Below are 18,167 nucleotides of genomic sequence, written 5' to 3'. Positions count from 1 at the left end.
GACGATGCGGCCGACCTTCTCGATCATCTGCTTCACCGTGCTGTCCGGCATCGGTTATGGCGCGTGGTTCCTCATCGGGCTCGCGTTCGCGATCGGCCCCATGTGCGAGCCAGCGTACACGCGCGTCCAGGGGATGCCGTTGACCACGTTGTTCGCGTCGAGGGCGGGGTTTCCCGCAGCCTTCGTGCTGGTGGCCCTCGGCTTGTGCTGCTCGCTGGCCCACCTCGGCAAACCCTTGCGTGCGTGGCGCGCGCTGTCGCAGTGGCGCAGCTCCTGGCTCTCGCGCGAAGGCGTCCTTGCCCTGCTCACCTTCCTGCCCGCGGTGGCGATCGCCGTGCCGTGGTCGATGATCGTACTGTCGCGGCATGCCACCATCGACGTCGCCGGTGATCGGTGCGCCGGCCTCGGCACGTTGCGCATGCTCGGCCTGCTCCTCGCCGTCGGCAGCTTCGCGACGGTGTTCTGCACGGCGCACATCTATTCGAGCCTCAAGCCGATCCGCGCATGGAGCGACCGCCATGTCGTGCCGATGTACCTCCTGATGGCCTTGCATGGCGGCGTCCTGCTGATGTGGGTTTCGTGGACGGTCGAAGGAATCCCCGACGCCGATCGCCGCATCCTGCTGCCGGCGGCAATCGCACTGGCGGTGGCCTGCGCCTGGCTCAAATCCCGCTACTGGCGGGCCATCGACGCGCAGCCCGCGGCGAACGCGGGGCACGCGACCGGCCTCGACGCGCTCGGTGCCGTACGCTCGTTCGAGCAACCGCACACCGAGGAAAACTATCTCACGCACGAGATGGGCTTCGTGCTCGCGCGCAAGCATGCGCGCCGGCTGCGTACGATCGCGATGATCGCGGCATTCGGCGCACCCGCCCTGCTCGCCGCGCTCGCGCTCGGCGCGACGCCCTTGTCCGCGGTCGCGGCGGTGCTGGCCTTCGCCTCGGGCGCGATCGGCCTGTTCGTCGAACGCTGGCTGTTCTTCGCCGAGGCGAAACACGCGGTGATGGCGTACTACCAGCGCTGAGCAGTCCCGCCGACACGAAAGTTGACGGCGCGTTCACCCACGTTCACGCCTGATTCAATACGCCTGCCTACCATCCGCTCCCGGGGCCGCTGATGCGGCCTTTTTTCATGTCCCCGAGGAGAAAGGAACGCACGATGAAGAAGATCCTGCTGACGGCCGCCGTGCTCGCCGCGCTGCCGGCCTGCGCATTCGCCGGCGACGGCTGGTCCGGCGCGGGCGAACTCGGTTTCGCCGCCGCGCGCGGCAATGCGAAATCGGAGAACCTCAACGCGAAGCTCGCGTTCAAGAAGGAAGACGACCAGTGGAAGGACAACTTCTATCTCACCGCGCTGCGCAGCAAGGGTGAGGTCACCGTCGCCACGATCGGTCCGAACGGCGAGGTGCAGAACGTGAAGAACTACGACACGACCGCGAACCGTTACGAAGCGGGCGCCTCGGTCGGGTACAAGTTCGACGAGCGCAGTTACCTCGTCGGCGCGCTGCGCTACGAGAACGACGACTTCTCGCCGTTCGAATACCAGGCAGTGGTGTCGCTCGGTTACGGGTACACGCTGCTGAAGAACGCGACCGACGAACTCTCCGCCGAAGTCGGTCCCGGCTACAAGCGCTACAAGCCGGTCGACACGCTCGGCCCGGACACGGCGGGCGATCCGCCGCTCCCGGTGCGCCATTCGTTCGATTCCGAGGGCGAAGTCGTCGGCCGCGGGCTCATCGCCTACAAGCACGCGTTCACCGAAACGACTTCGTTCGTCGACACGCTGCTGGTCGAAGCCGGCAGCGACAACACGTTCCTGCAGAACGACGCCGGCCTGCAGGTCGCGATCAACAAGTCGTTCGCGCTCAAGGCCGGCTACCAGGTGCGCCACAACTCCGACGTCGCACCCGGCATCAAGAAGACCGACCAGCTGATCACGACCAACCTCGTCTACAACTTCGGCGGCGGTTGATGCGCTTCACATCCGGCGCCGCGCGTAGCGGCGCCGGGTTTCAAGAAGGCAGAGCCTGAAACACGAAGCTGTTCTTTCCCTCTTTCGCATCCTTCGTGTTTCAATCGCCGGCTCCCGCACCACGCAGAATCTCGTCAGCACCCCGTTCGCGCAGCAACGCGGCGACTTCGCGGCCGAGTGCTTCGGGCGCGTCGCGCGAACCGCGCGCTTCGGCGCGGATGACGCGGCCGGTGGCGGCGTCGCCGACGAGACCCCACAGGGCGAGGCCGGTTTCCGTTTCGACACAGTAGCCGGCGATCGGCACGTTGCAGCTGCCATGGAGATCGAGGTTCATCGCGCGCTCGGCGGCGACGCAGCAGTGCGTGTCGGGGTCCTCGAGGACGCGCACGAGGTCGAGCACGGCGGCGTCGCCCGCGCGGCATTCGATCGCGATCGCGCCCTGCGCGACCGCGGGCAGCCAGTCGGGCGCGGCGAGGCGCTCGGCGATGCGCGTGCCGAGGCCGAGCCGCTCGATGCCGGCGCAGGCGAGGATGATCGCGTCGTAGTCACCCGCGTCCAGCTTGGCGAGGCGCGTGTTGACGTTGCCGCGCAGGTCGGCGAGTTCGAGGTCGGGCCGCAATGCGCGCAGCTGCGACTGGCGACGCAGGGACGAGCTGCCGACGCGCGCGCCCTGCGGCAGCTGCGCGAGGCGCGGCCAGCGGCTGCTGATGTACGCGTCGGCGGCGTCGGCGCGCTCGAGCACGGCACCGATCGCGAAGCCCGGTTCGAGTTCCATCGGCACGTCCTTGAACGAATGCACCGCGATGTCGGCGCGGCGCTCGAGCATCGCGACTTCGAGTTCCTTGAGGAACAGGCCCTTGCCGCCGATCGTCGCGAGCGGGCGGTCGATGATCTCGTCGCCGCGCGTGGTCATCGGCACGAGTTCGACCGCGAGGTCCGCATGCGCCGCGCGCAGGCGCGCGGCGACGTGTTCGGCTTGCCACAGGGCGAGCGCACTCTGGCGGGTGGCGATGCGCAGGGTCTTCTTCATAGGGTCCGGATCAGCTTGCGCAGCGCGGGCAGGTTGCGGCGGCTCACCTCGAGTGAGGCGGTGACGCCCTCGACATTGGCGTACAGGCGCCCGTCCGGCGTGCGCGTGAGGCCGGTCAGCTTGGCACGCGCGACGAGGCAGTTGCGGTGGATGCGCACGAAGCGGTCGTCGAACTCCTCCTCTAGTGCCTTCAAGGGCTCCTCGATGAGCACTTCGCCGCGTGCGTGGTGCACGACGACGTACTTGTCCTCGGCGAGCAGGTAGGCGACCTCGGCGACCGGCACCAGCACGAGGCTGCCGCGCACGCGTGCGCACAGGTGCGTGCGTGCGCGGTCGGCGCCGAGCGCGCGTTCGACGCCGCGCGCTTCCTCGCCGCTCCAGCGCCGGGCCTTGGCGAGCGCGGCGCGCAGGCGGTCGCTGCGTACGGGCTTGAGCAGGTAATCGACCGCATTGGCGTCGAACGCGGCGAGCGCATGGTCGCCGTAGGCGGTGCAGAAGATCAGCGCAGGCGGCGACTCGAGCTCGCCCAGGTGGCGCGCGGCCTCGATGCCGTCCATCACCGGCATGCGGATGTCGAGCAGCAGCACGTCCGGACCGAGCTGCGCGACCGCGTCGAGTGCGTCGCGACCGTTGCCGGCCTCGCCGACGACGTCGACGTCGCCGATCTCGGCCAGCAGCGCGCGCATGCGCTCGCGCGCCAGCGGCTCGTCGTCGACGACCAGCGCTCTCATCGGACAGCTTCCTCCGGCAGGCGCACGCTCACGGTATACAGGTCCGGTCCCGGCTCCACGCGGAGCTCGCCGCGCGCGCCGAAATGGTACTCGATGCGCGCGCGGATGTTCGCCAGCGCGACGCCGTTGCCGCGCACGGTCGCGTTCGGCGGCAGCGGATTGGTCATCACGATTTCGACACCCGCCTCGAGCGGCCGGCCGCACAGGCGCAGGATGCCGCCATCGGCGCGAGGCTGGATGCCGTGGTAGATCGCGTTCTCGACCAGCGGCTGCAGCAGCAGGCGCGGCAGGTGGAATGCACGCGGCACGCCGTCGACGTCGATCTCGACCTGGAGGCGATCGCCCAGGCGCAGCCGCTCGATGTCGAGGTAGCGGCCGACGAGGTCGAGTTCGTCGCCGAGCGTGCCGTGGCCGTCGTCGCTGCCGAGCGCGGCGCGGAAGAGTTCGGACAGGTCCTCCACCGTGCGCTCGGCATCGCCCGGGCGCGTGCGGATCAGGCTCGCGATCGTGTTCATGCTGTTGAACAGGAAGTGCGGCCGGATGCGCGCCTGCAGCGCGTCGACCTGCGCCTTCGCCGCCGCGCGCACGCGCTCGCGCCAGCGCTCGAGCACGAACAGGTAACGCAGCAGCGCGGCGGCGATCAGTGCGCAGATCGCCGCGTTGACGAACACGAAGCGCACGCCCTCGCCGACGGGCGCAGTCAGCTGCAGCCCGAGCGCCTGGTCCATGCGCAGCACGACCGCACTGCCGAGTGCGGTCACCGCCACGCCGATCGCCCACGCGGTGAAGAAACCGGCGCGTTCGGGCAGGCGCTGCAGGAACGCACGCATCGAGCACAGCACGACGGCATTGAGCAGCGCGAGCCATTGCACGTAGACGCTGAGCACCCCGAGGCGCGGAAGCCAGCCGCGTTCGGCGGCATCCGGCACCAGCACGATGACGAGCGCGACGAGTTCGGCCACGACCATCAGCGCGAACAAGGTCGGGCCGCTGCAGAACTGCGGCAGCCAGTTCGGCGTGGCCGATGCCGTCGCTGCAGCCGTTTGCCGTGGAGATCCCGATTCCATGCGGCGAGTATAGGAGGCGCGCTGTGCGCCGCGCAGGAGCGGAACGGCGCCGCGCGCCTGCGGGAAGCCGGCGCAGGTGTCCACGTGGCGGTCGCGGGCGGCGCGGTCCCGTGCGGTTGGCCCCGATCCGCTCGACTCAGGTGCCGGCAAGGCGCGCGCCGATCCACGCGCGCAGGTCGGCGATCTCCTGCGCGCAGACCTGGTGCGCCATCGGGTAGACATGCCAGTCGACGCCGTAGCCGAGCCGGGCCAGCACATCGCGACTCGCCGCGCCGAGCGGCTCGGGCACGACCGGATCGTGGCTGCCGTGCGCCATGAAGACCGGCACGTCGCGATTGGCGTCGCTGCGCTCGTCCGCGGTGCGTTCGGACAGCGGCAGGTAGGTCGACAGCGCGACGATGCCGGCGAGGCGCTGCGCATGGCGCACGCCGCCGGCGAGCGCGATCGCGCCGCCCTGCGAAAAGCCGGCCAGCAGCACGCGTGCGGGCGCGATGCCGCGCTCGCCTTCGCGCGCGATCAGTGCGTCGAGCTGGCCGATCGACGCGCGGATGCCCGGCTCGTCCTGCTTGTCCTCGATGCGCGCGCCCTTGATGTCGTACCACGCGCGCATGCGCATGCCGCCGTTGATGGTGACCGGGCGCACCGGCGCATGCGGGAACACGAAGCGCAGCGTCGGCCAGCTCCGGTCGACGAGCTCGGGCACGATCGGCGCGAAGTCGTTGCCGTCGGCGCCGAGGCCGTGCAGCCAGATCACCGCGTGGGTGGGATTGGCGGCGGTTTCGGTTTCGACGCAGGGCAAGAGATCCACGGCAGGCTCCAGGCGGGCGATGCGCACAGGCTGCCCGCGCGGCGTCGGTTTGCCAAGCCCGGCTGCGACACAGTGCCGGATTGCGTCGGCGCCACGTGCTAGCGTGCGCGCGCCCTCCCCCGCGCAAGGCCGACGCTCGCCATGTCCGCCCGCACCGCATTGCTCGCCGCACTGTTCACGCTGTCAGCCGCCGGCCCCGCCGCGGCGACCTCGGCCGCCGACTTCCTCTACGATCATGCGACCGACGGCAGCAACCAGCCGTTCCGCTACTTCGTCCCGCCCGGCTACGACGGCGCGCAGGCGTATCCCTTGATCCTCTTCCTGCACGGCGCGGGCGAGCGCGGCAGTGACAACGAGGCGCAGCTGCGCAACAACGCGAACGGCGCTCTGAGCCTGCTCGGCGACGAGCAGCTCGCGCTGCAACCGGTGTTCATGATCGCGCCGCAATGCCCGACCGACGGCTGGTGGAGCGGCGCGACCCTGACCAGTGCGATCGGCCTCGTCGACCAGGTCGCGGCCGCGTACCACATCGACCCCGACCGCGTGTACGTGACCGGCCTCTCGATGGGCGGCATGGGCACGTGGAGCGCGGTCACCGCGCAACCGGCCCGCTTCGCTGCGGCCGTGCCGATGTCGGGCAACGGCGCGACCAACGCGGCGGCGACGGTGGCGGGCTTGCCGATGTGGTTCTTCCATGCGGCGAACGATCCGACCGTCGGCGTCGACGGCTCCGACAACCTCGTCGCGGCACTGCGCAATGCGGGCGCGAGCACGATCTATACGCGCTACGACACCGGCGGCCACGGCATCTGGAGCGTCGCCTACGCGCATCCGCTGCTGTTTCCCTGGCTCGTCTCTCAGGTGCGCGGCGGCACGGGTTCGCCACTGCCTCCGCTGCTGCGCATCACCTCGCCGACCGCCGCGAGCGCGCTGTCGACCGAGGACGCGCTCATCGATCTCGCCGGCAGCGCCGACAACGATGGCGAGCCGATCGAATCGGTGGCTTGGGACCGCGCCGGGGGCGCCTCAGGCGCGGCGGCGGGCACGACCGCTTGGAGTGCGGACGGCATCGCCCTCGTCGAAGGCGCGAACCTGCTGCGCGTGACCGCGACCACGCCGAGCGGACACGCCGCATGGGGCGGCCACACGACCTTCAACGACGCCTTGCGCGTGACGCGCACCGGGCCACCGCCGCAACCGGGCACCGTCGTCGCCGCGATCAATGCCGGCGGCGACGACTGGCTCGCCACGGACGGCACGCCGTACGCGGCCGACGCGTTCTACTCCGGCGGCAGCGTGCAGGTCTCGTCACACGTGGTCGCCGGCAGCGACGACGACGCGCTCTACAACGACTGGCGCTACGGCAACTTCGCCTACCACATCCCGGTGTTCGACGGCCGCTACAGAGTCGAACTCCAGTTCGCCGACACCTACAACACTGCCGCCGGCCAACGCATCTTCGACGTCGCGATCGAAGGCACGACCGTCCTCGACGACTTCGACATCATCGCGAGCGTCGGCGCAGACGTCGCGACCGTGCGCCGCTTCGAGGTCGACGTCACCGACGGCACGCTCGACCTCGTCTTCACCAACGGCAGCGCCGGCAGCGCCCGCATCGATGCGCTCCGCGTGATTCGCGCGGGCGGCGATTCGATCTTCGCAAACGGCTTCGAGGGCTGAGCCGGGCTGGCCCGTCCAATCTTCGACACGGATCGGGCCGCAAAGACAAAGATTGAAACATGGAGCACACCGAGCACACAGAGGAAGGCTCATTCTTGATTGCCTTCTTCGTGGTGCTCGGTGCTTCGTGTTTCAGGCTTTTCCTGGCTCCCGAATGCCGGCAAGGTGCGCCTCCGCATCCCCTTTGCATGACGCTTACTTCCGGGCCGGTACGGGGCGGGCGGGAGCCGTTATCCTGTGGGCTTCACGTGCCCGCGGAGCCCCATATGGATCGTCTTGCCGTCGCCTGTTTCGTCGCCCTGGTCGGCTTCGCGGCCGCGCCGGCCGGGGCTGCCCCGTCGATCACGCTGGAGCAGGCGATGGCCGATCCGGACTGGATCGGCGCACCGGTCGAGAATGCGTACTGGAGCGTCGACGGCGCCAGCATCTACTACGACCTCAAGCGCAGCGGCTCGCCCGTGCGCGACCGCCATCGCATCGACCTCGGCGACGGCCGCGATGCGATCGTCGATCCCGCCGCGATGGCCGGCGCCGATGGCGGTGAACCGGTATTCGACCGCGCGCGCGCGCGCGCCGCGTTCGTGCGCAATGGCGACGTGTTCCTGCGCGAGGTCGGCAGCGGCCGGCTCGTCCAGGTCACGCGCACGCCGGAAGATGAGGCCTCGCCCCAGTTTTCCGCCGACGGCGGCAGCCTGCAATATCGCGTCGGCAACGCATGGTTCCGCTACGACATCGCCAGCGCGATCGGCGGGCCGGCCGCGATCGTCAAGGCCGAGAAGGACCCGCAGGCGAAGAAGCCGGACGACCTCGGTGCCGACCAGCTGCGCTGGTTCTCGACCCTGCGCAAGGACAAGGCCGACCGCGACGCGCGCACGCGCCACGGCGAGGAGTTCGCCAAGGGCGACCCGACGCGCGCGCCGCTGCCGTTCTACCTCGGCGACGAGGTCAAGATCGAAAGCACTTCATTGTCGCCGAACGGGCGCTGGATGCTCGTCGTGACCTCGCCGAAGGGCTACGAGCACGGCAAGCAGGGCAAGCTGCAGCGCTTCGTGACCGAATCGGGTTACGAGGAACAGGAAGACGAGCGTACGCGCGTCGGGCGCAACGACCCCGCGCCGCAATCGCTCGTGCTGCTCGACCTCGAGCGGCATGTGCAGCATGCGCTCGCGAGCGAGGACCTGCCCGGCATCCACGACGATCCGCTGAAGTCGGTGCGCGAGGAGAACGCGCGACGCAAGCGCGAACTCGATGCGACGAAGGACGCCGATGCGCACGACGCCGCAAAGGCGGAGGCGAAGAAGGACGCGGGCAAGGACGAGGCGAAGACGCGTGCGGTGCGTATCGTCTCCGACGGGGACGACGGTGGCGGTGGCGGCATCGCCTGGAGCGCCGATGGCGCCTCGCTCGCGATCCAGATCCGCGCGATCGACAACAAGGACCGCTGGATCGCCTCGGTCGACTTCGACCGCGCGAAGCTCGTGAACCAGCACCGCCTCACCGATCCCGCATGGATCAACTGGAACTTCAACGAGTTCGGCTGGGAGCGCGACGACCGCACGCTCTGGTACGTGTCGGAGGAGAGCGGCTACGCGCAGCTCTACGCGAAGCAGCCAGGCGGCAAGGCGAAGGCGCTGACCAGCGGCCGCTTCGAGGTGTCCGCACCGGTGCAGTCGCCCGACGGGCGCTGGTTCTACCTGCGTGCGAATGCCGAAGCGCCGTATCGCTACGACGTCTACCGCGTCGCCAGTGCGGGCGGCACGCTCGAGCGCGTGACGAACCTGCACGGCATGCAGCAATTCGCGCTGTCGCCGGACGCCACGCGCCTCGCCGTGCTGCATTCGAGCGCGTACGTACCCGCGCAGCTCGCGGTCGTCACGGTCGATGGCGGCAAGTTGCGCGAACTCACCGATACGCGCACGGCGGACTACAAGGCGCGCACGTGGATCGAGCCGCGGATCATCGAAATCCCGTCGACGCACGTGAAGCAGCCGATCTACGCGAAGTTCTACCAGGCGAAGGATTTCGACGCGTCGAAGAAGCATCCGGCCGTACTGTTCGTGCACGGCGCCGGCTACACGCAGAACGTGCACGAGCAGTTCCCGTACTACTTCCGCGAGCAGATGTTCCACAACCTGCTCGTCGGGGAAGGTTACGTCGTGCTCGACATCGATTACCGCGCTAGCGAGGGTTACGGCCGCGACTGGCGCACGGCGATCTACCGCCAGATGGGCCACCCCGAACTCGAGGATCTCGTCGACGGCGTGCACTGGCTCGAGAAGAACGCGGCGGTCGACCCGCAGCGCGTCGGCGTCTACGGCGGCTCGTACGGCGGCTTCATGACATTGATGGCAATGTTCCGCGCACCCGAGGTTTTCCGCGCCGGTGCCGCGTTGCGCCCCGTCACCGACTGGGCGCAATACAACCACGAGTACACATCGAACATCCTCAATACGCCGCAGGTCGATCCGATCGCGTACGCGCGCTCCTCGCCGATCGAGTTCGCCGACGGCCTGCGCGGCCCGCTGCTGATCGCGCACGGCATGATCGACGACAACGTGCTGTTCGAGGATTCGGTGCGCCTGTACCAGCGCCTGATCGAGCTGCACAAGGACGACTTCGAGCTCGCCGGCTATCCGCTCGACCGCCACGGCTTCACCCACGCCGACTCCTGGCTCGACGAGTACAAGCGCATCCACAAGCTGTTCCAGGCCAACCTCCGGTGAGGGTTCGCCCGTTCGCACGAGCCGGTCTCGCGGGCGCGCTCGCCGCGCTCGCGGGCTGCCATGCGGAGTGGGTGCGCGACCATCCGCTCGGCTGCGGCAGCGACGAACAGTCGCTGCTGCGCGATACGCTCTACTTCGGCCGCGCGACGCCGGGCGGCGGCGAGGTCGACGAAGCGAACTGGCAGCGTTTCGAGGCCGAGGTGCTCGCGCATGCATTCCCGCGCGGCTACACGACGTTCGACGCACGCGGCCATTGGCTCGGCCATGATGGCGTGGCGGTGAGCGAAGCGAGCCGCGTGCTCGTCGTCGTGCACGATCGTTCTCCCTCCAGCGACGCGGCGCTGCGCGCGGTCGTCGCCGCGTACCGCGAACGCTTCCGGCAGGAAGCGGTACTGCGCGAGCGCACGGTGGCGTGCGTGGCGTTCTAGCGGCGCTACGCGCGAGAGAACACGCGCAGCGCGCAGCGCGCAGTGGTCAGATTGATGCGCGCGATGTCGGCCGCGCGCTGATAGCCGCCGGCCACCACGAACAGCATCGGTATACCCGCCGTGCGCACCATCCGGAACACGGCTAGGTCGCGCTCGGCGAGTGCGCGGGTGCTGAAGCCGCTGCGGCTCTTCGGGTCGCCTTCATGGCTGTCCGCGCCGGCCTGGTAGACGACGAGATCCGGCGCCGTCCGTACGAGCCGTTGCTCGATCGCGGCGAGCGCACGCAGGTGCGCGCGGCGGCCGTCGCGCGCGAGGCGGACTTCATACGGCCACGACCGTTCGTTGCCGAGGCAACCGAAGCGCGTACCGAACATCGAGGCGTTGTAGAGGTTCGGCAGCCTGGCTGCGAACTCCTCCGTGCCGTTGCCCCCGTGCTCGTCGCAGTCGATCACGAATACCTTCATCGACGGCCAGACGTGCGCGATCAGCGCGAGTCCGTTCAACGCGCAGAAGCCGGAGCCGCGCTCGGGTACCGCGTGATGGAATCCGCGCGCGAGGTTCATCGCGAGGCCGTGCGACCATGCATGCTGCGCGGCGGCCAGCTGTCCTGCGAGCATCGCGTAGGTCGCGTCGCGCACGCCGGGGTTCCAGCGGATTCCCTGGGTCGAGGCGAGCGGTTCGAGTCCGGCATCGAACGCGTCGAGGTAGGCATCCGTGTGCAGGCCGCGCAGCAGGTGCATGTCGAACGCAGGCGGCTTGTGCAGGTCGGCGACGCCCGCGTCGTGCAGCGTACGCGCGGCGACAGCCAGGCGCGCGAGGCTGGGAACGCCGGGTGCCGCGTAGGCGTGGTCGTAGAAGACCGCGAGCTTCATCGCGCTCGCGCCGCTTCGTGGCGGGCGAACATGCGAAGGTCATCGAGCGTCGTGCTCGCCGGCGACAGCATGCGTGCGCGAATCTGCGCCTCGAACTGTGCGGAGAACGCGCGCCGGCGATCCGACGGCGCCACCGCGAGCGTCGTCAGGCGCAGGAAACGCGCGGCCTCGATCGCGGCGATCGGCATGCAGATGCCATTCGCCGTGGGCGTGCCGCTCGCGGCTGTGGCATGGGCGAGTGCGCACAGCGAACCCGGTGGAAGCTCGACGCCAGCGAGCGCGAGCGGTTCGAGCACGATCGCCGAATGCGACTCACCGAGGTTCATCTTCTCGATCATGAGCGGGATGCCGGTGCTCCCGACGACGACGTTGACGCTGCCGCCGCGGCGTACCCGGCCGTGGGCGAGTTCCAGGAAGAACTCCTCGGCTTGCGAGCAACTGCCGATCTCCGGCTTGCATGCCATCGGCGCGACGGAATCGGCGTTGGCGGCACTGCGCTCGACGACCTGGCGCAGCAGCGCCACGAACAGTCGGCTCTCGACGCGCTCGAGTCCGCTCGCCGCCGCGCCCAGGCGCCCACCGAGTCCGCGCAACGCCTCGCGCACGTCAGCGTGCTGGGGCAGCCGCTCGAGCAAGTCCGCCGGGGCGTCATCCAGGCGCCGCCAGCCGGCTTGCCAGCCGGCGGCGACGAGTATCGCCGCGAGGTAGCCCGTTTCGCGCAACGGCCAATCGGCGAACACGTCCAGATCGCCCGGGTCCTCGGCGCTCACCGGCCGGTTGACGTATGTGGACAGGAAGCGTGTCGCCTGCGTGTAGCCGCAACCGCGGCGATCGGTGCGATGGCTCGCATGCTCGTCGAGCATCTCGACGAGTTTGGGCTGCAGTGGAAGTCCCTGTTCGCGCAGTCGCTCGCAGATCTCGTGCGACACGTGCGCTACTGCATCGTGACGAGCAGCGCGCGTACCAGGTGTGCCACCTGCTCCCGGTCGCGTGCATCGAACGTGAATGTGGGCACAGGGCCGCCACAACGTCGTATTGCCGAGCGCACCGGTCCGATCGAGAACTCCGCCACCGCGTCGGTGTGCGTGATTCCGATCACCATGGGCATGCCGGCTTGGTGCGCGCGGATCTCTCTCAGCCAGTACTCGCACTGCTCGGCGACATCGGGTGAGCTTCCATCGAGCACGATCACGACGCCGAATGCACCCTCGAGCACGATCGGCCGCATGTGCGAGAAGCGTTGCTGGCCCGGCAGTCCATAGACGAGCAGGGGTGTACCGTCGTCGAGGATCGCAGTGGAAAAGTCCAGCGCGACCGTAGTCGTGGTCTTGTCGCCCATCGCCGGCTCGCTCAGCGCCATTTCGGTGCTGATCGGCTCGCTGTCGGTCACGCTACGGATGGCAGTCGTCTTTCCGGCCCCCACCGGTCCGGCAAACACGAGCTTGGCGACGTCGGACGCGGTGTCCAATGAGGCTGCGTGGTGATTCATGCGACGCGCAAACCGAAGTGCGCAGCCAGGCGCGAGAAGAGACCGCCGTTACGCGGCGGGGGTGCCGCGAACTCCACGGCTGCAGCGCGATCGAGCAGCCCGGCTGCCTGGAATGCCCATAGGCAGGCGTCGACCTCGGCACGGGCGAGCCCATGGCGATGCGCGATCGTTCCCGGCGTGCCGCGGAATCGCTGCAGCGATTGCACGACGACGAGCGCCTCGGCGATCGAACCGGCGCCCCCGAGGTCCGGCCAATCCCGCAAGCCGACGTCCTCGTCCGGATAGGGCGGCAGGCTGGCGCGCGCTGACCATGCGGCCGTAAGCAGGAAGGCATCGAGGCTCGCGCTGATCTCGCCCGGTGGCCGCGTGCGCTGGCGATCGCCGATCGCGGCCAGCGACCAATCCCCCGTGGCCAGTTGCTCGCAGGCCCGCATCCGGTCGCTCACGCTGGCCGATACCACGCGACCCTTCGTGCAGAGCAGCCAGACCACGGCGCCGTCCCTGCGCAGTTCGACGTCGACGCCGCGCAACGAGGCGTCGGTTGCCAGCCGCAGCAGTGGCGAGGCCGCCGGCGGCACGGGCACTGCGGCCGGCGTAGACAGCGAAGGCGATTTCGAAAGCAGGTCGTGCAAGGCACGCGTCAGGCGCACGACGGTCGCCACCGCCTCGACGACCTCGAGTACCGGCGTTCCGCGACGGCGCGCAATGTCGAGCACGCGGCTGCCATAGGCATCGCGCGGATCCGCGGCGACGACGTCGCAGCGCGTACCGTCCCAGGCCGCCGCGCGGGCCTGCAAACGATGCGCCGCGAGCGCCTGCGTGGCGAGACGCAGGCGCTGCTCCATCGTGGCGTCAAGTCCCGCATAGCGCAGTTCGAGCGGCATGGACGACCTCTTCGTCGGGGCTGCCCCGGGTGCAGATCTCAGGAGAAGTCGAGCGATTTCTCGAACGTGCGCAACTCGTGGCGAGCCATGCCGAGGTTCGACTTCGCGCGATCGAGCACCACGTACAGGAAGAGTTTCTGGTTCGTCTCGAGCGGGCGCAGGACGTGGTACTGCTTGGTGAGGCTGATCAGGATGTCCTCGATCGTGTCGTTGAGCTTGAGCGTGTTGGCGACCTTGCGCTTCGCCTTCACCACTTCGGCATTGCCGGCTGCGGCGAGTTCGAGATTCACGCCCGTGCCGTCACCTGCGAGGAGCATGCCGCTCTCGGCGTCGACGAGGGCGGATGCGACGTAACCGTCGAGGGAACGGAGCGGTTCGAGACTGATCTTTGCCATGATGCGTATACCCCTGTGTGATGGGCGGTACCGCCGCCCGCGGAACCTGCCGTCGCGCTAACCCGGCGCGAAACCGGCGATGATCTGCGCCAGTCGATCGGCGCCGTCGAGCGCCGAGCGCAGCGTCAGCGCCATGACTTCGGAGCCGTCCGACGCCACCGAAAGGACGTAGCCGCGCGCGGGTTCGGGCACACGTACGACGACGATCGCGCCATGCCCGGTCGACACCACCGAATGCGTGCAATGGCTGTGCAGAGCGTCCTTCGCAAAGGATTCGCTGAGGGCGACCAGCGAACTCGTCATTGCGGCGATGCGCTCGCCGGTGGAATGCGCGCTGGCGCGGGCGGCGTTGGCGAGCACTCGGCCGTCTGCGGTGCCCACGCAGGCGAAGCGCAAGGCCGTGGAACGGTCGAGCAGTGCGCCGAGATAGCGCTCGGCCCGGGGTTGCCAGGCGCGCAGGGCCTCGCGGGGGGCGCTATCCGGTGACGTCGACATGCTCCTCCTTCGGTGGATTCCGGCGCACAGCTGGAAACGTTTACAATTTTTTACCGTGCGCTGCCGTATCTTTACCGATACTGTGCATCAGCTACGATTTTCGCTGTAGTTTCAGGCAGGCTGCGGCCGCCGGGAATCCGTGATTCACCTAGCCAGCGCCCTTCCCCACGACACCGCCGAATGCGCTCGAATGGCTTCAAACCATTGATCTAAACGGGTTTTCTACGATGAGACGACCATTGGACAGCGTGCATGCGTCACAATGATTTGCATCCACCCAGCCTTTCGAATGGCGCTCGTCGCCTGGTGGTCGCATCGGCCAATCCCATCTGGCTCACGGGCTTTGTCCAACTCGCGCACAGCCTTCCTGGCATTGCGCTCGTCGGAGTCGCGGAGACGGCGCGCGACGCCCTGCACGTGCTCGAAGAAGGCCGGGCCGACATGTTCGTCATCGACCGCCAACTCGTCGCTGGCGTGCGTGACCTCTGTCGCCCCAACCATCCCGTACCGCGCATCCTCGTCGCCGGTGATCGTGCGCATGCGGGCACGCGCCCGCCGTTCGACAGTCAGTGCAGTTGCGGGTATTTCAACGAACGCCTCTCATGGCCGGAACTCGTGGATCGACTCGCTCATGTCGCAGGCTGCGTCGAACCGCGTGCGGGCGCGGAACGTTGCCGTGACTGCCCCGTTGCCCGTTCGCATCGACCGCCACGCCTGCCGCTCACCGAGCGCGAAACGCAGGTGTTCGAGCGCATCGGCTGGGGCGAAGGCCCGCGCATGATCGCGCGCGCGCTCGGATTGCAGGTCAAGACCGTGGACGCGCACCGCGAATCGCTCAAGCACAAGCTGGGCTTGCGTTCGGCGATCGAAGTACGCGAAGCGGCCGCGGCATGGCGTGAAGGCCATCTCCTGCACGGCGTCGTCGTGCAACCCGCCTAGCGCGAGGCGCCGGCGCGGATTTCAGCGTGCCACCACGCGCAGGTGCTTTCGTGGTGCCGCCTTCGCGCCTGGTCGCTTCGCCTTCTGCGGCTCGTACACCATGTAGACGTCCGCGCGCTGGTAGTGGCTGCCCGGCCGCGGCGCCGGGTAGTGGACGAAACCGCCGCTCTCGTACAGCTGCAGCGCGGGGCCGAGGCGCTTGCTCGACTCGAGGAACAGCGTGCGTCCGCGCCGGCGCTGGAACTCGGCGATCGCCGCGTCGAGCAGCTTGCGGCCAGCGCCGAAACCGCGGAAACCGCTTTCGACCGCCATCTTCGACAACTCGTACACGCCCGGCGCTTCCTTGAGCAACGCACAGGTGCCGATCACTTCGCCATCGAGCGTGGCGAAGACGATGGCGCCGCCCGGATCGATCACGTGCGTCTGCGGGTCGCCGAGCACCGCGCGATCGACCTCCTCGAGCGTGAACCAGCGCTGCAGCCATTCGGCGTTGAGGCGTTCGAAGTGCGCGGCCCACTCGCGCCGGTACGGCACGATCTCGATCGTCGCGTCCTTCATGCGCGCATGGTGCGCACGGATGTCGGCGGCGAGGCGTCCGCTCGCGATATCCGCTTCGAATGCGCCGAGCGCGTCGAGCAGCGTGCCGCCGTCGCGCGCCGCGGCGGCCGCCGCGGCGCGGCGGATCGCGCGCCACACGGGGCCGAGCCGGTCGAGCTTGCGCTCCGCCTCGGCCGAGAGTTCCAGTACGCCACGGCGCGCGTCGCTGCGGTCGGTGCGGCGCGTGATCCAGCCCTGCGAGCGCAGCTTCGCCGCGAGCTGGCTCACCGCCGGATGGGTCTGGCCGATCGCCGCCGCGATCTCGGTGACCGAGGCCGGCCCGCGCACCTGCAGGTAGCGCAGCACCGGGAACCAGTGCGCGTCGATGTCATGCCCCGTTTCTCGGTAGGCCGCATTGGCCGCCGCATACAGGCTCTCGCTGACCGCCTTGAGCCGGCTACCGAGCGCGAGCTCGCCTTGCGCGTGCAGGAACATGGGGAGATCGTCCGTCGGCGGTTACGTAAGCACTTACGCTACTGCGTCCGGGCGCGCCGCGCAAGACTGCCGCGCGCGGCGCCGGGGTACTAGCATCGACCCGCGGCGAACGGCCGCGCGGGCGGGAGCGTGCCATGACGACACCTTCGATCGTGCTCCGGCGCGCCGACGACGCGGCGCACGTCGCGACCGCACGCGCGCTGTTCGGCGAATACGCGGCGGCGATCGGCGTCGACCTCGAGTACCAGGGCTTTTCGGCCGAACTCGCGGGCCTGCCCGCGCCCTACGCCGCGCCGGACGGCGCACTGTTGCTCGCGTTCGTCGATGGCGAGGTCGCCGGCTGTGCGGCGCTGCGCCGCCACGATGCCTGCAGCGGCGAGATGAAGCGACTCTACGTGCGCGACGCGTACCGCGGCCTCGGCCTCGGTGCCCGCCTCGTCGAGGCGATCATCGACGCCGCACGCGCCGCGGGCTACGCCGAGCTGCGCCTCGACACGCTCGCGAGCATGGCGACCGCACAGGCGCTCTATCGCCGCTTCGGCTTCGTCGAGACCGCAGCGTACGGCGATGCGCACCTGGCGGGTACGCGCTTTTACGCGCTCCCCCTCGACCGCAACCCGTAGTGTGGGACGCAGCGGCTCGACACCTCGATGGACATCGACCGCCTCGACGGCGAGTCCCACCGCGCCGCCGGAAACGCGCACGAAGGGACGCGCTCCAACGCGCGCCGGCCGTCAGCCTTCGAAAAACAGGCGCGTGAGTTCCGCCCCGGGATCCGGCGCGCGCATGAACGCCTCGCCGACGAGGAATGCGCCGACGCCGGCCTCGCGCAAGCGCGTGACATCGGCGGGCACATGGATGCCACTCTCGGTGACGAGCACGCGGCCTTCGTCGACGCGGCCGCGCAGGCGCAGGGTCGTTTCGAGCGAGGTTTCGAACGTGCGCAGGTTGCGGTTGTTGATGCCGACGAGCGGTGCCGGGATGTCGAGCGCACGCTCGAGTTCGTCTTCGTCGTGCACCTCGACCAGCACGTCGAGGTCGAGTTCGGCTGCGAGCAGCGCCAGTTCGAGCAGCGCGGCGTCGCCGAGCGCGGCGACGATGAGCAGGATCGCATCGGCGCCGACCACGCGCGCCTCGTAGACCTGGTACGCGTCGATCGTGAAATCCTTGCGCAATACCGGCAGCCCGCACGCCGCGCGCGCCTGCTGCAGGCAGGCCTCGCTGCCTTGGAAGAAGTCCGCGTCGGTGAGCACGGACAGGCACGCGGCGCCCGCCGCCGCATAGCTTGCGGCGATCGCGGCAGGGTCGAACTCCGCGCGGATCACGCCCTGCGACGGACTCGCCTTCTTCACCTCGGCGATCACCGCCGGCAGGCCGGCCTCGAGCTTCGCCTCGATCGCCGCAGCGAAGCCGCGCGTCGGCGGCAGGTCGGCGACCTGCGCGGAGAGTTCGGCGAGTGGCTGGCGCGCGCTGCGTTCGGCGATCTCTTCGACCTTGCGCGCGAGGATGCGGTTGAGGATGTCGGGCATGCGAGGGCTGATGGCTGAGGGATGAGGGCTGAAAAGCTGGCGGCTGCGCTGCTGTCGCGGGAGCGGCTTCAGCCACGATGCTTCGCTATGGTGC

19 protein-coding genes are annotated in these 18,167 nt (G+C 69.2%); 7 read left to right on the top strand and 12 right to left on the bottom strand.

Features of this window, described 5'->3' with window-relative positions:
• Positions 1 to 4 precede the first annotated feature (4 nt).
• On the top strand, positions 5 to 1,024 hold the full coding sequence (locus tag ACTHK2_RS12090) for a dimethyl sulfoxide reductase anchor subunit family protein (RefSeq protein WP_440245967.1): 1,020 nt from the start codon (positions 5 to 7) through the stop codon (positions 1,022 to 1,024).
• 134 nt (positions 1,025 to 1,158) lie between these two features.
• On the top strand, positions 1,159 to 1,971 hold the full coding sequence (locus ACTHK2_RS12085; RefSeq protein WP_440245966.1) for a DUF481 domain-containing protein: 813 nt from the start codon (positions 1,159 to 1,161) through the stop codon (positions 1,969 to 1,971).
• Positions 1,972 to 2,071: 100 nt separating this feature from the next.
• On the opposite strand, the gene hemC is transcribed toward ACTHK2_RS12085, so the two are convergent.
• From hemC to ACTHK2_RS12065, 4 genes are all read right to left on the bottom strand, one after another.
• On the bottom strand, positions 2,072 to 3,001 hold the full coding sequence (hemC, locus tag ACTHK2_RS12080) for a hydroxymethylbilane synthase (protein ID WP_440245965.1): 930 nt from the start codon (positions 2,999 to 3,001) through the stop codon (positions 2,072 to 2,074).
• Positions 2,998 to 3,732, bottom strand: a complete 735-nt coding sequence (locus ACTHK2_RS12075; RefSeq protein WP_440245964.1) for a LytR/AlgR family response regulator transcription factor — start codon at positions 3,730 to 3,732, stop codon at positions 2,998 to 3,000. Before ACTHK2_RS12075 ends, hemC begins: the two co-directional genes overlap by 4 nt.
• Positions 3,729 to 4,799, bottom strand: coding sequence for a sensor histidine kinase (locus tag ACTHK2_RS12070; protein ID WP_440245963.1), 1,071 nt, complete (start codon positions 4,797 to 4,799; stop codon positions 3,729 to 3,731). Before ACTHK2_RS12070 ends, ACTHK2_RS12075 begins: the two co-directional genes overlap by 4 nt.
• A 136-nt stretch (positions 4,800 to 4,935) precedes the next feature.
• Complete coding sequence (locus tag ACTHK2_RS12065) at positions 4,936 to 5,607, bottom strand: alpha/beta hydrolase (RefSeq protein WP_440245962.1); 672 nt, start codon at positions 5,605 to 5,607, stop codon at positions 4,936 to 4,938.
• A 141-nt stretch (positions 5,608 to 5,748) separates the two neighbouring features.
• Here ACTHK2_RS12065 and ACTHK2_RS12060 point away from each other — a divergent pair, with 141 nt between their 5' ends.
• The 3 genes from ACTHK2_RS12060 (at position 5,749) to ACTHK2_RS12050 (ending at position 10,438) form a co-directional block, all read left to right on the top strand.
• Positions 5,749 to 7,287: a malectin domain-containing carbohydrate-binding protein gene (locus tag ACTHK2_RS12060; protein ID WP_440245961.1), complete on the top strand. Its 1,539-nt coding sequence runs from the start codon at positions 5,749 to 5,751 to the stop codon at positions 7,285 to 7,287.
• A 266-nt stretch (positions 7,288 to 7,553) separates the two neighbouring features.
• Positions 7,554 to 10,010: a prolyl oligopeptidase family serine peptidase gene (locus ACTHK2_RS12055; RefSeq protein WP_440245960.1), complete on the top strand. Its 2,457-nt coding sequence runs from the start codon at positions 7,554 to 7,556 to the stop codon at positions 10,008 to 10,010.
• Positions 10,007 to 10,438 (top strand): DUF3574 domain-containing protein, encoded by a 432-nt coding sequence (locus ACTHK2_RS12050; RefSeq protein WP_440245959.1) that lies wholly within the window; start codon positions 10,007 to 10,009, stop codon positions 10,436 to 10,438. The genes ACTHK2_RS12055 and ACTHK2_RS12050 overlap by 4 nt, the downstream gene beginning before the upstream one ends.
• A 5-nt stretch (positions 10,439 to 10,443) precedes the next feature.
• Here ACTHK2_RS12050 and ACTHK2_RS12045 read toward each other — a convergent pair whose 3' ends face one another.
• From ACTHK2_RS12045 to ACTHK2_RS12020, 6 genes are read right to left on the bottom strand one after another with little or no spacing between them, the layout of a single operon-like run.
• Positions 10,444 to 11,310, bottom strand: a complete 867-nt coding sequence (locus ACTHK2_RS12045; RefSeq protein ID WP_440245958.1) for a hypothetical protein — start codon at positions 11,308 to 11,310, stop codon at positions 10,444 to 10,446.
• Entirely contained in the window at positions 11,307 to 12,239 is a 933-nt protein-coding gene (locus ACTHK2_RS12040; RefSeq protein ID WP_440245957.1) for a hypothetical protein, read from the bottom strand. Before ACTHK2_RS12040 ends, ACTHK2_RS12045 begins: the two co-directional genes overlap by 4 nt.
• Before the next feature lie 5 nt (positions 12,240 to 12,244).
• The gene (locus tag ACTHK2_RS12035; protein WP_440245956.1) at positions 12,245 to 12,778 is read right to left on the bottom strand and encodes a GTP-binding protein; all 534 of its coding nucleotides are present in this window, start codon (positions 12,776 to 12,778) and stop codon (positions 12,245 to 12,247) included.
• A gap of 17 nt (positions 12,779 to 12,795) precedes the next feature.
• On the bottom strand, positions 12,796 to 13,683 hold the full coding sequence (locus ACTHK2_RS12030; RefSeq protein ID WP_440245955.1) for a hypothetical protein: 888 nt from the start codon (positions 13,681 to 13,683) through the stop codon (positions 12,796 to 12,798).
• A 38-nt stretch (positions 13,684 to 13,721) separates the two neighbouring features.
• Positions 13,722 to 14,078, bottom strand: coding sequence for a roadblock/LC7 domain-containing protein (locus ACTHK2_RS12025; protein WP_440245954.1), 357 nt, complete (start codon positions 14,076 to 14,078; stop codon positions 13,722 to 13,724).
• A 57-nt stretch (positions 14,079 to 14,135) separates the two neighbouring features.
• Positions 14,136 to 14,573 carry a hypothetical protein gene (locus ACTHK2_RS12020; protein ID WP_440245953.1) on the bottom strand — a complete coding sequence of 146 codons (438 nt, stop codon included), beginning with the start codon at positions 14,571 to 14,573 and terminating at the stop codon, positions 14,136 to 14,138.
• Positions 14,574 to 14,825: 252 nt separating this feature from the next.
• Between ACTHK2_RS12020 and ACTHK2_RS12015 the strand changes: the two genes are divergently transcribed.
• A complete protein-coding gene (locus tag ACTHK2_RS12015; RefSeq protein WP_440245952.1) occupies positions 14,826 to 15,512 on the top strand; it encodes a response regulator transcription factor in 687 nt (228 codons plus the stop codon).
• Between the two features lie 21 nt (positions 15,513 to 15,533).
• Here ACTHK2_RS12015 and ACTHK2_RS12010 read toward each other — a convergent pair whose 3' ends face one another.
• Positions 15,534 to 16,544, bottom strand: coding sequence for a bifunctional helix-turn-helix transcriptional regulator/GNAT family N-acetyltransferase (locus tag ACTHK2_RS12010; RefSeq protein WP_440245951.1), 1,011 nt, complete (start codon positions 16,542 to 16,544; stop codon positions 15,534 to 15,536).
• A gap of 134 nt (positions 16,545 to 16,678) precedes the next feature.
• On the opposite strand from ACTHK2_RS12010, the gene ACTHK2_RS12005 reads away from it, so the two are divergent.
• Positions 16,679 to 17,167 (top strand): GNAT family N-acetyltransferase, encoded by a 489-nt coding sequence (locus ACTHK2_RS12005; RefSeq protein WP_440245950.1) that lies wholly within the window; start codon positions 16,679 to 16,681, stop codon positions 17,165 to 17,167.
• 111 nt (positions 17,168 to 17,278) lie between these two features.
• On the opposite strand, the gene trpC is transcribed toward ACTHK2_RS12005, so the two are convergent.
• Complete coding sequence (gene trpC, locus ACTHK2_RS12000) at positions 17,279 to 18,073, bottom strand: indole-3-glycerol phosphate synthase TrpC (RefSeq protein ID WP_440245949.1); 795 nt, start codon at positions 18,071 to 18,073, stop codon at positions 17,279 to 17,281.
• Positions 18,074 to 18,167 lie beyond the last annotated feature (94 nt).

The organism is Dokdonella sp. (genome assembly GCF_051958935.1).
GTDB lineage: Bacteria > Pseudomonadota > Gammaproteobacteria > Xanthomonadales > Rhodanobacteraceae > Dokdonella_A.
This window is presented reverse-complemented; position numbering and strand designations above follow the sequence as displayed.